General features: G+C 50.3%; 14 protein-coding genes. 1 reads left to right on the top strand and 13 read right to left on the bottom strand.

Annotation, left to right across the window (positions count from 1 at the left end; all coding sequences use genetic code 11):
* Positions 1-26: 26 nt before the first annotated feature.
* The 12 genes from AC0YOB_RS25205 to AC0YOB_RS25150 form a co-directional block, all read right to left on the bottom strand.
* The gene (locus AC0YOB_RS25205; RefSeq protein WP_475795108.1) at positions 27-1,001 is read right to left on the bottom strand and encodes a sugar phosphate isomerase/epimerase family protein; all 975 of its coding nucleotides are present in this window, start codon (positions 999-1,001) and stop codon (positions 27-29) included.
* Between the two features lie 25 nt (positions 1,002-1,026).
* Entirely contained in the window at positions 1,027-1,788 is a 762-nt protein-coding gene (locus AC0YOB_RS25200; RefSeq protein WP_475795107.1) for an SDR family NAD(P)-dependent oxidoreductase, read from the bottom strand.
* A 241-nt stretch (positions 1,789-2,029) separates the two neighbouring features.
* The gene (locus tag AC0YOB_RS25195) at positions 2,030-2,872 is read right to left on the bottom strand and encodes an MBL fold metallo-hydrolase (protein WP_475795106.1); all 843 of its coding nucleotides are present in this window, start codon (positions 2,870-2,872) and stop codon (positions 2,030-2,032) included.
* The gene (locus AC0YOB_RS25190) at positions 2,869-3,639 is read right to left on the bottom strand and encodes an SDR family NAD(P)-dependent oxidoreductase (RefSeq protein ID WP_475788654.1); all 771 of its coding nucleotides are present in this window, start codon (positions 3,637-3,639) and stop codon (positions 2,869-2,871) included. Before AC0YOB_RS25190 ends, AC0YOB_RS25195 begins: the two co-directional genes overlap by 4 nt.
* 55 nt (positions 3,640-3,694) lie before the next feature.
* The gene (locus AC0YOB_RS25185) at positions 3,695-3,847 is read right to left on the bottom strand and encodes a hypothetical protein (RefSeq protein ID WP_475795105.1); all 153 of its coding nucleotides are present in this window, start codon (positions 3,845-3,847) and stop codon (positions 3,695-3,697) included.
* Positions 3,844-5,010 carry a Gfo/Idh/MocA family protein gene (locus AC0YOB_RS25180; RefSeq protein WP_475795104.1) on the bottom strand — a complete coding sequence of 389 codons (1,167 nt, stop codon included), beginning with the start codon at positions 5,008-5,010 and terminating at the stop codon, positions 3,844-3,846. The genes AC0YOB_RS25185 and AC0YOB_RS25180 overlap by 4 nt, the downstream gene beginning before the upstream one ends.
* A gap of 2 nt (positions 5,011-5,012) precedes the next feature.
* Positions 5,013-6,164 carry a glucose 1-dehydrogenase gene (locus AC0YOB_RS25175; RefSeq protein WP_475795103.1) on the bottom strand — a complete coding sequence of 384 codons (1,152 nt, stop codon included), beginning with the start codon at positions 6,162-6,164 and terminating at the stop codon, positions 5,013-5,015.
* Between the two features lie 337 nt (positions 6,165-6,501).
* Positions 6,502-7,380, bottom strand: coding sequence for a carbohydrate ABC transporter permease (locus tag AC0YOB_RS25170; protein ID WP_475795102.1), 879 nt, complete (start codon positions 7,378-7,380; stop codon positions 6,502-6,504).
* Between the two features lie 11 nt (positions 7,381-7,391).
* Positions 7,392-8,348 carry an ABC transporter permease gene (locus tag AC0YOB_RS25165; protein ID WP_475795101.1) on the bottom strand — a complete coding sequence of 319 codons (957 nt, stop codon included), beginning with the start codon at positions 8,346-8,348 and terminating at the stop codon, positions 7,392-7,394.
* Between the two features lie 90 nt (positions 8,349-8,438).
* Complete coding sequence (locus AC0YOB_RS25160) at positions 8,439-10,052, bottom strand: type 2 periplasmic-binding domain-containing protein (RefSeq protein ID WP_475795100.1); 1,614 nt, start codon at positions 10,050-10,052, stop codon at positions 8,439-8,441.
* An 87-nt stretch (positions 10,053-10,139) separates the two neighbouring features.
* On the bottom strand, positions 10,140-10,967 hold the full coding sequence (locus tag AC0YOB_RS25155) for a sugar phosphate isomerase/epimerase family protein (protein ID WP_475795099.1): 828 nt from the start codon (positions 10,965-10,967) through the stop codon (positions 10,140-10,142).
* Positions 10,968-11,049: 82 nt separating this feature from the next.
* Positions 11,050-12,048: a Gfo/Idh/MocA family protein gene (locus AC0YOB_RS25150; RefSeq protein ID WP_475795098.1), complete on the bottom strand. Its 999-nt coding sequence runs from the start codon at positions 12,046-12,048 to the stop codon at positions 11,050-11,052.
* Between the two features lie 418 nt (positions 12,049-12,466).
* Between AC0YOB_RS25150 and AC0YOB_RS25145 the strand changes: the two genes are divergently transcribed.
* Positions 12,467-13,504 (top strand): LacI family DNA-binding transcriptional regulator, encoded by a 1,038-nt coding sequence (locus tag AC0YOB_RS25145; RefSeq protein ID WP_475795097.1) that lies wholly within the window; start codon positions 12,467-12,469, stop codon positions 13,502-13,504.
* 636 nt (positions 13,505-14,140) lie between these two features.
* Here the strand turns inward: AC0YOB_RS25145 and AC0YOB_RS25140 are convergent.
* The gene (locus tag AC0YOB_RS25140) at positions 14,141-14,371 is read right to left on the bottom strand and encodes a hypothetical protein (RefSeq protein WP_475795096.1); all 231 of its coding nucleotides are present in this window, start codon (positions 14,369-14,371) and stop codon (positions 14,141-14,143) included.
* Positions 14,372-14,450 lie beyond the last annotated feature (79 nt).

Raw genomic sequence — 14,450 nt, 5'->3', positions numbered from 1 at the left:
ACCTCATGGATAATTTGAATTGCAGCCTATTCAGAATAGCGCTTTCGTAAGTTCGATAAGTACGCTAGGCCCGCATCAAGCTCTTCAAGCTCGTAAGCGGCGATCTCCTCCGCCGATGCGCCCTTCTCAAACGGCGTGCGCCAATCGCCTTTCATTCTCGCATGATCCTCGACGAACCTGAGCAGGCGAGTTAATTGCAACGCCGACCGTTGCGGGTATTCCGTCCAGAAGTCTTCCATCAGCACGCGGACATGCCGTGCTTCCAGGGCGCCGTGTTCAATCGACATCGTAACCTGCGGATTCACTGCTTGAAAGATCCGAAGCAGTTCGGGGAAATCAATCACCCCTTGTCCGAGCGGCTTCCGTACGAGCCGGTACCCTTCCTCAGACGTGTAAATAGCATATTCTTTGAGATGCACATTTTTCACGCACGGGGCTACTCGCCGGAAAAAGTCAGTCGGCTCTTCAGCTGTAGCCAGTGGATTGCCTGTGTCCAGCGTGATCCCAAACTTCTCCGAACCGATCGTTTCGCACAGCCAGAGCAGCTCCTCGGACGCGAGGTCCTGGTGGTTCTCAACAGCCAAATTCGCGCCGGCCGGGTTAGCCGATTCCATGACTTCCTGGAACGAATGTAAAATCGATTGGAGGAACCGCTTCCAGTCACCAGCCATATGCCTGCGGTCACCGCCGAACCTGGCTCCGCCGACGACCGTTCGTACCGTCAGTGCCCCGATCCGGTCGGCCAGCTGCAGCGCTTCCTTAAGTGCCGCAGGTTCGAAGCCACCTGCACCCACATTGATAAATAGCCCCCGCTCGCGCGCATAGTCGGCTGCCTCGTCGGCATCGCTATGCTTCAACACATCAAGGGGGATTTCTCCGCCCTGCAGCCCGTATGCTTCCGCCGATTGCAGCAGCTCCTTGGCTGTAATGCGCGGCCGGCCAGCCGCTGGGGCAATGCCCATCGCATAGACTGTTCCATTTGCCGTTAGCCCGAACCTCATTCAATACACCTCCCCTAATGATTCCTTATTCTGAAGTCCAACCCCCGTCAATGACGAGTGACGACCCGGTCATAAAGCTGGATAGCTCTGACGCCAAATAAACGATGAGACCGTTTAGCTCCCCCGGCTTCCCCCAGCGCTTGAGCGGCAAGTGATTCAGGAAAAATTGGTTCGCTTCCGGATTGTTGATGACGACCTGGTTCATCTCCGTCGCAAACGGTCCCGGACAGATGGCGTTTGCCGTAATGTTATGCTCGGCCCACTCAAGCGCCATTACCTTCGTCAGCTGGATCAATCCGCCCTTGCTGGAGCAGTAAGCAGACCGTTCCGCGAGTGCAACTTGGCCGAGCATTGAGGCGATATTAATTATGCGGCCGAACTTTTGTTTGATCATGTGCGGTACGACTGCCTTGGTACACAGGAATGGCGCCTTTAGATTAGTCGTTTGCACCAAATCCCAGCTAGCTTCGTCGAAATCGAGAATCGGCTTGCGAACGTTGACACCGGCATTGTTGATCAAGATATCCAATCGTCCGAAGGTGCCGATCACTTGGTCCACCATCGCCTGAATTTGCTCATAATCGGTCACATCGACAGCAACCCCCAGCGTGTCTCGTCCCGTTTCCTTACGGATCAGTTCCGCACTATCCTGCGCCTTCCGCTTGTCACGGCTAGTGACGGCGACACTCGCTCCGGCATTCGCCAACGCCCGGGCGAATTCCAGCCCCAACCCCTGGCTTCCGCCTGTAATAAGTGCAACCTTGCCGTCCAGCTTGAAATTAGTCATCGTTGGTATATCCTCCATTATTCATGATTGAATTTCATCGCGGGGTAACCGATCTTCTACCGTTCGGATATTGTGATTACACCAGTCCAGCCTCTATCTAGTTCAGTTAACTGACCAATACCATCTCGAGAGCCGTTAATCTGCCATAGCCTTTTACACCAAGAGTAGTGCAAATAGGCGCATTTCCCGAAGCCGATAAAGGCCACACGATACGGTTGGTTCATTCTCAACCCTCTTTTTATCAACACAATGCTGTGGCGGAAACGTACACAAATCGCTCGAACCGTGCTAACACATGGCTCTTCTGCGTCGGGTGCCGATCGTATAGATAGTCGATAAAATAACCCGGGTGTTCCGAATTTCCTGCGAACATATCATAATGAAGCGGAATGACGGTATCGAAGCCGGCTGCGACCGAGAGCTCTGCCGCTTCCCGATAATTCATGTTGCCTACGATATTCTTTGCATTGCGGAACGGGTCGCGCCCGTTGATCGGTACCATACCGAGGTCTATCGATTCAGCTTGCAACGCTTCGATCAAACCGGGATATACAGTAGTGTCGCCAGCGTGATACATCGTAACGCCGTTGAGTTCCACAACATAGCCTACGAATCGGTGATCCAGCTCATCGTCGTATTCCAACTCTTCATGGGCTGAGGGCAGCGGTTTGATCCGGAATCCCGGCCCATTCCACCACTCATTCGTTCGCGCCAAGATCAGCTTCTCCGGTCGAACCCCGAATTGCAGCATCGATTCCCGGCAATATCCCGGCGCCATATAAACCGGGTCTTCGTGGGCCTCCGCTAAAGCGGAAATGGTGTCCGGATCCATATGATCCATATGGTCATGGGTAACTAAAATATAATTCGCGTTCGTCATTTGCCCCGGCATAAGCGGCGGCTCAAATGCCCGATACACCGATGGAGTCAAATACGGATCGATGTAAATGACCGTATCTCCCCCCTTGACCACGACGCTGCACTGGCCGAGAAACCAAATAGCGAGCATACCAAACGGTACACGGGTATCGTCGATCTCTTGGATTAGCGCTTCCCCTGTACGTTTGTGTGGTTTGTCCGTCATAAGCCGATCCCCCCATTGATGTGCAGCTCGGTGCCGGTTACTTGGCTTGATTCATCAGACAATAAGAAGACTGTTCCATACCCCATATCCTCAGGTGTTTGCATGCGGCCAGAAGGAATATGCGACGACGCCTTCTTCTGCAAATCGTCCGGGCTTATGCCCATGTTCTGATGAAGTTCAATTTCCCCCTCGGAGGCAACCCAGCCGACGGTAACCCAGTTCGAACGTATATGCTTGCTTCCATAATGGGCTGCGATGTGGCGGTTTAACGTGAGCACTGCTCCTTTGGAACAGGAGTAAGCGGCCAATTCTTTTCCGCCTTTATAGCCGTTCGTCGAGCCCATATGGACGATGGAACCACCGCCGGTTTTCAGCATCGACTGAATCGCGTACATTGAACAGAAGAAAGCGCCTTTCATATTAACGGCAAAAATCGAATCAAACATTTCCTCGGATGTATCCACCATCGAGCCTCGCGGGAAAATGCCGGCGTTGTTTACAAGACCGTCGATTCTGCCAAACCTGTTAATCGTTTCATCGATCAGCTGCTTGCACGCCGTTTCTTTGCTGATGTCCCCTTTGACAAACAACGCCTCTGCGTTATCGACATCCTTTATCTCCTGTACAACTTTGGCACCGTCTTTTTCATTCCTTCCCCCCACCACAACCGACGCACCTTCTTTGGCGCACATTAAAGCGATTCCCTTCCCGATACCCTTCGTTCCACCTGTTATGACGACCACCTTGCCGTTAAGCCGGCTTCCCATGCCGATCCCGCCTTCCAGTGCATTCGCTCCATTTATTCGCTGTTTTATCCGCTTGTCATGCCTCGATGAGATACGTATTCACAATTGAATCCAATTCGAGCTTCGCCAACTCCAAAGCGCTCTTGGCCTCGAAGTCTTCAATAAACAGTTCCAGCGACAAATATCCTCTATATCCGCTTTCGTACAGTCTCATATTTTTTTCATTCATCTAACATCCGATATGGATACCCACCGCCCTGTCTGAGCCGATTTCTCCACGGCTTCCAGCACCATTTGGTTGTTAAGGCCGTCCTCGAAATTAGGCGTCGGATTTTGGCCGTTGGCAATGCCGTTCATCAGTTCCGAGATCAGATTTATAAACGTATGCTCATAGCCGATAATATGGGCTGGCGGCCAATACGCTCCTGCAAAAGGATGGACTTCCTCCTGGCAATTAATGGAGCGGAACCCCTGCGTTCCGGTCTCATCATCTGCGGAATAAAATTGCAGGGTGTTCATCTGCTCCATATCCCAACGGATCGAACCCTTCGTGCCGTTGATTTCGAAGCGGTTTCCGTTGCGGTTGCCGCCGGCAAAGCGCGTAGCTTCAAAAACCCCGACAGCTCCGTTTTCGAAGCGGGCCATAAATATAGACGCATCGTCTACGTCGACTTTCCCGAGAGCTCCGCTCTTCACACTGGCGCTTAAGCCGCCGCTCATTTCCCCGATCGGACGTTCCTTGATAAAGGTTTCCATCATTCCGTTCACTTCCTTAAACTCGCCTACCAGAAAACGGGCAAGATCAAGCGAATGAGCGGCAAGATCCCCAAGCGCGCCGGTACCGCAAACTTCTTTTTTCAAACGCCATACCAACGGGAAGTTCGGGTCTATAATCCAGTCTTGCAAGTAATTCGCTCTAATATGATAGATGCTGCCAAGTTTTCCTTCGTCGATCAGCTTCTTTGCATATTGAACGGCCGGCACAAAGCGATAGTTATGACAAATCATGTGGATAACCCCGGCTTTGTTGACCGCCTCCAGCATTTTTTGGGCTTGCTCCACGCTCATCGCAAGCGGCTTCTCGCAGAGGATATGTTTGCCTGCTTGAGCAGCGGCAATGGCAATTTCCGCATGAGCGTTATTCGGGGCACCGATATCGATCAAATCAATATCGTCTCGTTCGATCAGCTTGCGCCAATCGGTTTCGTACGATGCCCAACCCAGCTTCTGAGCAGCCGCCTTCACAGCACCCTCGTTGCGTCCGCAAATCGCCTGCATCACCGGAATGCCGTCGCTGTCAAAAAAGAATGGCACATCCCTGTATGCGTGGGAATGGGCCTTGCCCATGAATTTATAGCCAATCATGCCAATCCGGATTTGTTTTTTGCTCATCGTCATATGTCCTCCTTGAATTTCTTCTTCACAGAAGCCCACTGATCTTGGGGAACCACATCAACAACCGCTTTTATGGTCATCTTGCCAAAATCGATAGCCGGTACATCCTCGAAGGACAACCGGTTCGTCTGGAGCATGCCCAGCATGCCTGGATAATGGCTCTCGATGTCGCGAAGACGATGGATGGCGGCCGTAAAATCATGATACGACGCATTGACGGAGCCAATGATACACTTATTTTTGATGACCATTTCCTGATACGTCGAATCGCTCGGCAAATCCAGCCGGCCGCTGCCGGGAGTAATGCCGAGAAGCGCGAGGATTCCGTTATTGTTCACCAGTGGGATCGCCTCGTAACCGAGAGGCGCATGCCCGGTGCATTCCCAAACCATATCAAAGCTTATGCCCAATTGTTTCGAGTATGCGGTTAGACCGGACAAGAATGCGTCTTCGGCGGAGGATTCAGCTTCCCGGTAATGTGCACCGATGCGGCGAATGATGTCCGCGTTCATGCTTGCAGAGTCAGATTTGGACCAAACGTACGTGTCAAGGCCGAGAACTCTGCATGTCAACGCCGCCAAAATGCCCAAAGGCCCGGAACCTAAAATAAGCACCGTCCGGGGCTGCCATATCATGCGCTGCTGAATCTTTAAGGTTTGTGCATATACTTTTTCCACGATGCTTTGCGGTTCGACAAAAACCCCGTACGGCAGGCACTCATCAGGAACTTTAACAACATATTTTGAATGCTCCGCTACATACTCGCACAGATAGCCGTCCGCACCTGTTATCCCCCGTTCCGTGTAACGGCCGGTTTGGCAAAAGTCTTGCTGAGCGTTGCGGCAATTGACGCACGCTTCTTCACCGCAAGGTCTCCTTACAAGAGCCGTAACCAGATCACCGCGGGATAGTCCGGACTCGGATCCGGCTTCCTCGATAACGCCCAACAGCTCGTGACCGATTACCATTTCCGATCTGCCTTCGGGGTATCTGGCAAAGTTGTCTACGATGATCTCCCGGTCCGTTCCGTCGAGTCCGACGCAAAGCACCCGAATCAAAACGTCCTGCGGACCGGTCAAATCCGGCTTCGGGATATCCGCCAACGACACTGTCGCCTGACTCTCTCCGCCGCTGATCGCAATCGCTTTCAAAATCATCACTCCCTTAATCCGAATGCCATCCCTTTATCCGTCTGCAAATCTCTGTAATGTTGCCAAAAAGACTGCCGTCTGGCAGCCTGAATGACATGGAGCGGTTGTTTGACTTGGGACTTAAAAAGGAAGCGCTCACAAAACCGCTTAAAGACATTATCCTCCTCCCGTTGCTTTAGGTTCTGTTTAATTTGTAACAGCATCTTCATCATATTATTGGGATAGCTCATTGTAAAGAAATGTATTTAGTGTTTCAATACTGTTAATCAAAACGAGTCTGAAGATGAACAACGCGATCCAAATTCAGCTGTCATTGTATATCATTCGTTGGACAATATCATCCTTTGACGGAACCGATCAAGGCTCCTTTCACAAAATGCTTTTGCAAAAACGGATAGACGATCAAAATTGGAATTGTGGATACCATAATTGCAGCCATGCGAATCGTAAATACATTCACCTGGTTTTGAAAGCCGATGGAAAGTCCCGACTGCTCGGCTGCAGCGCTCGTGTTGCTGATTAAATCATTGAGCACCAACTGCAGCTGCCACATATTCTTTTCCGTCATATAAAGGAGCGAGCTGAAGAAATCATTCCAGTACCCGACGGCGATAAACAAGGAGATCGTCGCAATAACGGCATTGGACAGCGGGAGCACGATACGGAAAAATACAGTCAAATCGCCCGCCCCATCGATCTTGGCCGCCTCCTCCAGCTCATCCGGTATGCCGCGGAAGAAGCTCAGCATGACAAAAATGTTCCATGCTCCCATTGCATTTGGCAGAATCAGCGCCCAGTAGGAATCGATCATGCCCAGCCCTTTGACCAGAAGATATGTGGGGATCAGCCCGCCACTGAACAGCATCGTGAACAGAATGAGCAGCGCAAAGGTCTTCTGCCCGCGCAGCCGCTTTCTTGAGAGGGCATAGGCCGTCGTTGCGGTGAATAACGTCCCGATCAGCACACCGCCCAAGGTCGAGATAACCGTCACCTGAAAGCCGGTCAGCAGCGATATATTTTGCAATACCGCCTTGTAAGCGTATAACGAAAAGCCCTCAGGCTTCAGAAAAAGTCCGCCGCCCATTGTCTTTTCCGGTTCGCTTAACGAGCCCATGACGATATACCAAAACGGGTAGATCATCGCAACCATCAGCAAAATAAAAAATATATAATTCAGCACATGGAACAACCGTTCACCCTTCGATAATCCAATCAAGTCCCCACCTCCTACCAGAGCCCGTCTTGTCCGAATTTCTTCACGATTTTATTGGCCGATACGATTAAGATCATCGCAATCAAAGACTTAAATACGCCAGCCGCGGTTGCATAGCTGTAATTGGCGTCGGCAATCCCCACCCTGTAGACGTAAGTATCGATAATGTCGCCGACATCGTATACGAGCGGGCTGTACAGCAGGAAGATTTGCTGAAATCCAGCTTCCAGAATGTTGGCCAAACTGAGGATAACGAGAATGATAATAACAGGCCGAATCGCCGGAAGCGTCACATGCCACATCTGCTTCGCTTTATTCGCCCCGTCCATTCGTGAGGCCTCGTACAGCTCCGGGTTTACTCCCGACATGGCCGCCAGATAAATGATCGTTCCCCATCCTACTTCCTTGTACAGATCGCTCACCACGAGAATGGAACGGAAGTAATCCACATTGATGAGAAAATCGATCGGTTTTCCGCCGGCGCCTTTGATTATATAATTGACCAGGCCATCGACCGGGTTCAGGAAGGTAATGAGGATGCCGGAGAAAATGACCCACGACACAAAATGGGGCAAATAAATAATCGATTGCGTTATCCGTTTAAAGACCATGTTCTTTAATTCATTGAGCAGCAGGGAAAGGATGATGGGAACGGAAAAGCCCGCCGCCAGCTTGTACACACTGATCACCAGCGTATTGCGCAATATCTCGTAGAAATCAGGCGAGTGGAATAACTTGTTGAATTGCCCGAAACCGACCCATTCACTGCCCTTTATTCCGTTATAAATATTGTAATCCTGAAAGGCGATGACGATGCCGTACATCGGGGCGTAGCGAAAGACAAAAATCAGAAGCATGCCGGGCAATAACAGCAGATACAAGTACCTGTCGCGCAAAATGTCCTTCCACAATTTCCGTTGACTGAAAGAACCCGTATTTGTCCGGGCCAAGGTTTTTGCAGAGGTTTTCATTCGGACACCCCATCTCTTCTTGAAATGGAAGAGAAGCTCCGGGCCGGAGCTTACTCTTCACCTTTTTGCCATTAAACTTTGTGCAGCGACTTACTTATAAGGAGTGATGTTTTCCTCGTACCATTTGTCATACTTGGCGTATTCTTCTTCCTGGGCACTATAAAGCGTGTTCGCTTCTTCATCCACTGCTTTACCGCCAAGCTGCTGATATTGGCTTACAAATTTGTCGAATTCATCGATGCCGAGCTTGCCTGTAATGATGCCCCAGAACGTCTCGTCGCGGACTTTTTCGATATCCGTGGAGTATTTGTCCCATTGCGGACGGTTCGTCGCTTTGAATACAGCGATCTTGTCGCGCATCGGCTGGGACGTTTTAATTTTGTACTCGAACATTTCGGTTACTTCGGGCATATTGGAAAGGTTGGAGGCGTCCTTGCGCGTGATTACCCAGGAGAAATTGTCGAGTCCAAGCTTGTTGGCTTCGTCTGGCGTAACTGTTCTGTTATACATGCCGTTGTCCATTGTATAATGCTCGCCTTCCTTGCCGAACCGCAGCAAGGAATTGACCTCCGGCGAAGCAATGACATTGAGCACCTGCACCGCGTCGTCGGCGGAGCCCGTGTCGGTCACAACCAGGTAGCACCAGCCTCTTGGGGCAGACGGAATGTCGGACTTGAATCCGTCCGGTCCCGCCACCGGATCAATTGCCATATATTCGCCGCCCGGGTTGTTCTGTTTAAAATTGATGGTTGCATTGCTTGACGGATTGAAGCTGGCGACCCAACGGTAGAACGCCCCGACCTTGCCAGAAGCATAAATTTCATCGACTTTTTCGTTAGTAATGTTCGCGGCACTGGCCATTCGGGGGTCAATAACGCCTTCTCCATACAGTTGGGCAATCTGCTGCAGCGCCGTTTTGACCTGCGGCATAGTGGCGCCGTATTTGATCGATCCGTCATCCTGTTTGATGAACGCATCAGGATCCACCCCGTATGCGTAGAAGAACGGCGCGAGACTGCGGAAAAAGTAATCACCCGACAAGCCGTACGTATCCTTTTTGCCGTTGCCGTCCGGGTCATCGTTCGTAAAGGCTCGGAGGGTGTTAACGAATTCATCAAGTGTTTTCGGCACCTCAAGCCCTAATTTATCCAACCAATCCTTGCGAATGATAGTGGTCATGGTGCCGGCTTCCGCGACATCTCCGGGAATTTGATACAATTTACCGCTGGAATCCCAATGATAAAACAACGTATCCTTGGTATAGTAGTCGATAATTTCTTTGCCGTATTTCTGCAGCGATGGGGTAAGGTCCTGAACGATGCCCGCCTGGACCCACTTCGAATATTCCTTCGTATCGCCGGTCCATAGTATATTCGGTCGGGTGTTCTTGGCGCTCATCAGTAAGTTGATCTTCGTATCTACCTCTGAAGCCGGCAGGAAGATCGGATCGATCGTCACCTGTCTGCCGAGTTTATCTGTCAGTTGCTCCTCTAAAGTTTTCTCAGCCCACGAATCCGGCGTCTTCGGGCCGCCATTCAGCGTAATGCTGAGCTCTAGCGGCTTCTTTGGCGCGGCGGTATTGGCTGCCTCGTTGTTCGCTGGCGCATTGTTTCCGCTGTTTGCGCCGTTCGAGCAAGCGGCGGCAAGCAGCATCATGCCGGCCAGCGTCAGCCCCAGCCATTTCGTTTTGATTCGTTTCTTCATCTTCAATCCCTCCTCAATGTTCAACGGTTGACCAAATTGTAATCGCCTCCAAAATGACCGATAAGTGAAACCGATAAATGAATATGATTAGTCCGGAAATATATGGTCAAAGCCTGCTTTGGTCCGCTTCAGAAGCTCCTCAGGATCAGCTGCGGGCAGTTCTGGAGTCAGCACCTCTTGTGCTACCGACCCGTCATAACCGGTCTTCTTCAGTGCGGTGAGGAAGCCTTTCAAGTCTATTACGCCTTCACCTGTGTACAGGCGGTCGTTGTCTCTCAGCTCCTCAACCGGCAAATCTTTGGCATCGTTGATGTGAACATGTACAATTTGTTCTGCCTTCAACTGCTCCAGCTGGGACGGCTTAAATCCGGTCGTATGGCAGTGATAGGAATCAACCAGCAGTCCGACATTGGGGAGGCCGATTGCGGCGGCCATATCGAGCGTTTCCTCCACAGTCCAAATAAATGGATTCTTCCTGGACGTGCGTGCATGGTGAGCCCCAACGAATTCCAGACCAAACCGCAGCCCATATGCGCCCAGAATTTCTGCACAGACACGAAGCCGATAGATGGCCTGCGCCATAAAGCGGGCGGACGGATTATCTGTGGAAGGCAGAATGTATGTGACACAGCGGGTACAGTTGAGCGCAGCCGCAGCCGCTGCTGACTCGGCGAGAGCAGGCAGTGTTTGCCTGAATTCTGCGTCTGTGCTGCGCCAATCAACCGGGAGACCGATCGCGCCAATCACAATGCCGGTTTCGGCAAGCAAGCTTGCCGCGCCCTCCGAGCCCAAAGTACCTATCAAACTTTTCGCATCAATGTCCACCGATTCGAAGCCGTATTCTGCCGCTTTACGGATAAATTCCTCATTGCTCCAAGTTGATCCCAATCCGGCTCGGGTCAATCCTCTAATCATGTACTTGCCTCCTTATCGCTTCCTGCATTCATCCATTTACTCAGCTAGGGGAGTTAGACCGTCAGTTAAGCCTCAACCGCAATTATTCTGATAACGAGATAACCTTGCTGCCGTTAGCGGCGCTCTTCCATGCCGCTTCCGTTAGCCGGGCGATTCTTAAACCGCAGCTGGACGGTGCAGCTGCTTCACTTACCCTTCCAAGTACAAGGTCAACGAAATCGATGTCCGGATCGCTCGAAGCTGGAAGCTCCTCTACCGACACCTCAGTAAGGGACTTTTCTCCTTCCCTCGCGACCAATATCTTATTGTTGCGGTATAAGACCGATCCTTTATCACCGTGGATCGAAACATCCTCATGCCAGCTGATGCTGGCACTGCCAACCACATTAAAGGTCGCGATTGCGCCCCCCTTGAAACGGACGGTCACGGCGGAATCGATATCGACTTCCCTGCCGTGGTTCTCAATGACTGCAGATACGCTTTCCGGCTCGAGGCCAGTTACCCAAAGCACGACATCCAGCAGATGGCTGCCCGAATCGTTCAACTGCCCGCCGCACGATAAAGCAAGGTTTTGCCTCCATGACCCGGTTGCGCCGATCAGCCATCTTTGCGCTTGATAAGCGCAGATGTAGTTGATCTTCCCCAATTCCCCCTTCTCTATCAAGTCGTGGATATAGATATAAGGGCTCATCAGGTGACGCTGGTAGGCGACAGCCAAATGCCGGTTCAGCTTCTCGGCATGTGCAATAATGCGCTCCGCATGATCGGAGCCGCTTACGAACGGCTTCTCCATGAGCACGTGGAGGCCGCCGTCAAGGCATGCCATTCCTTGTTCAAAATGCATGCTGTGAGGCGAAACAATTACCGCGGCGTCCGCACCGGACTGGGAGATCGCCTCCCGGTAATCCGCATAGACGGCTATGTTTGCGAGCTCAGGATAAGTTTCCTTCACTAGCTCGATTGCCGTATCGGACGGATCCGCCAAAGCGACGATTTCAGCCTCAGGCACGTTCAAAAGCCTGCGGATGTGCTGCCTTCCCATACCCCCTACACCAATCATAAGAAAACGAACTTTTGCCATCGTAACGCCTCCCATAAAGAAATTTTATTCATTGCGAAAATCCAGGCCGGTCCTGTTTCAAACAGAAAACGGTTTTCAAAATAAAGCGCTTACATACCAACCTCAAAAAAAGATTGGTGTACGAAAGTAGATAAACACGCACCGTTACAAACGTTACATTATCATCATTATGCACACCAATCTGTTTGCGTAGATTATAACACCATAGCATTTTGGTGTAAATATCATTTTTATGCAGGTGTTAACAGGTCTTATTTATTGTTTTCGTCAATATTTTTAAACTAAAAATAATGTTACAATTTAGACGGCTCATCAATTCGTAAAGTAAACAATATTGCAAAATTTGCACAATAGTTGACAAATATTCTTCAACTATTAAAATTAAGCTAGAATCGTACAAAAGAGGGATTGGAAACTTGTGAACAAAAAAGTGACAACTTACGACATCTCCAATGAATTGGGTATCTCTAGAAACACGGTATCAAAGGCACTAAATAATCATGCGAGCATTTCGGAAGAGACCAGGAAAAAAGTCATAGAACAGGCTATTGCTATGGGTTACAACAAGATAATCCCCGGCTCCAGCGAACGACCCGCTATTTCCCGAAGTACGAAGTGCATTGCCTTCTTAACCCGAATAGACCTGAGTGCAAGCGGATATTGGATGAACCTGATGAGCGGGGTCGAAGATGTGCTCAGAGGAAGCGGTTACGACATGAAGATGTCCTTTATCAAAGATGAAGATATCATATCCCTCATGGTGCCTCCTATGCTGAACAGTACAATTGACGGATTTATTGTAGTGGGAATGGTGAACAAAGCCTACACCGAAAAATTACTGGAGCACTCCCTGCCGAAGGTTTTTATCGATTTGAATGCCGAACTGCCGCTGACCGACCTCAAAACCGATCTGGTATTAATGGAGAGCGAAGAAAGCGTATACCAGATTACCCGCCATCTGATTGAGTCGGGGCACCGGGAGATCGGCTTTATAGGAGATATTAATTCCCGCAGCCTGTTCGAGCGTTGGATGGGATATAGCAGAGCCCTTCATGAATCGAATATTCCGCAAAATCCAAATTACTGCATAACGAGCACACATTCTACCAGTTATCAATCCTTTGAAGGGATGGCCGATACACTTGGAGCACTCGATCAGCTTCCTACCGCATTGATATGTGGTAACGACCTTATGGCGCTTCACGCCATCCGGTTCGTAAAGGAAAATGGGATGCGGGTTCCGGAAGATATCGCCATATCGGGTTTTGACCAGATGAAAGAAACGAAGCTTCTGGATATTTCGCTTACAACGGTTACGAATGATGAGTTTCAACTGGGGATGCGGGCTGCAGAGGAGTTGCTGTACCGGATGCAGCGCCCAAACAGACCTTTCGAGGTCATTCGCTTATCTACAAAGGTATGCTTCGGGGAAAGCACGCGTACGACACGCGCCTGACGTGAATCAAACACGCGAAATTTAAAAAAATGAGACTGGGAGTGTATATTGAATTATCTTATTAACACATAACGTTGATCTCCTGGACAACCTGCATTTTCCCCAACCATTTGACCTAATTAATTTAAAATCTCCAGCAAGGTTCTATTTAGGCAATCCTCCAGATGTTCTTCATTAATAAATCATATTAGAAGAAAACTCACAGGCTGGAACTGCGTGTTCAATGACAGACATTATCTCACCTCGTTTCTAAATATAGTAAGCTCTGTGCTGATACTCATTGAGTGTCGGCATTTTAATTTCTTGAAAAGGAAAATATTGTGATAATCCCAGCATTTCTTTTGCGACATTCTAGAGCAAATCCCTCACCTGTCTCTTCTTCGGACGTAAACTCTTCCAGTTAAACCACCTGGCTTAGAGCGATTGCTGCGTTGACCTGATTGTGTCCGTAAGCCCAACTATTCCATGGGACAATAAGCCAGCGAGCCGCCGCGGCTGCCAATCCACCCGACCTCCGAATCATCCAATACACCTAACGAGTCTAAAAAATGAATAGGCCTAAGGCCGTATCCCTTAACGTTTCCGCGACATGAATATGGAAAGGGTATCAGCTCGACCGCCAGATGATGACCGGCCTTAATCATTTCCGGCGAAGCCCTGTGCGTACTGTGTGGCGCCGGATAAACCGTAACCATCGGGTCCTCCCCCCTGGAATTTGACGGCAAGAGAGCGGGTGCGTTCCACGGCTTCCTCCACCGTCACCCTGTGCGCCGCTGGAGCGCCGCTCCAATCTACATCGTCCGGGCCAAGAACCAGAGGATTTTTAAGGAAGAAGGGCATGAGCGCCTTCAAATCGGCATATCCCATTAAGAGGTGCAATCTGCCTCTGCTGTTAACCATGCGGTTGAGCGTAATCTCAGCCATCTTTCGATGCAGGAAATTTGTT

The organism is Paenibacillus sp. JT31N17 (assembly GCF_056269255.1).
Note: the sequence above shows the minus strand (reverse complement) of the source record. Positions and strands in the feature narration are given on the sequence as shown.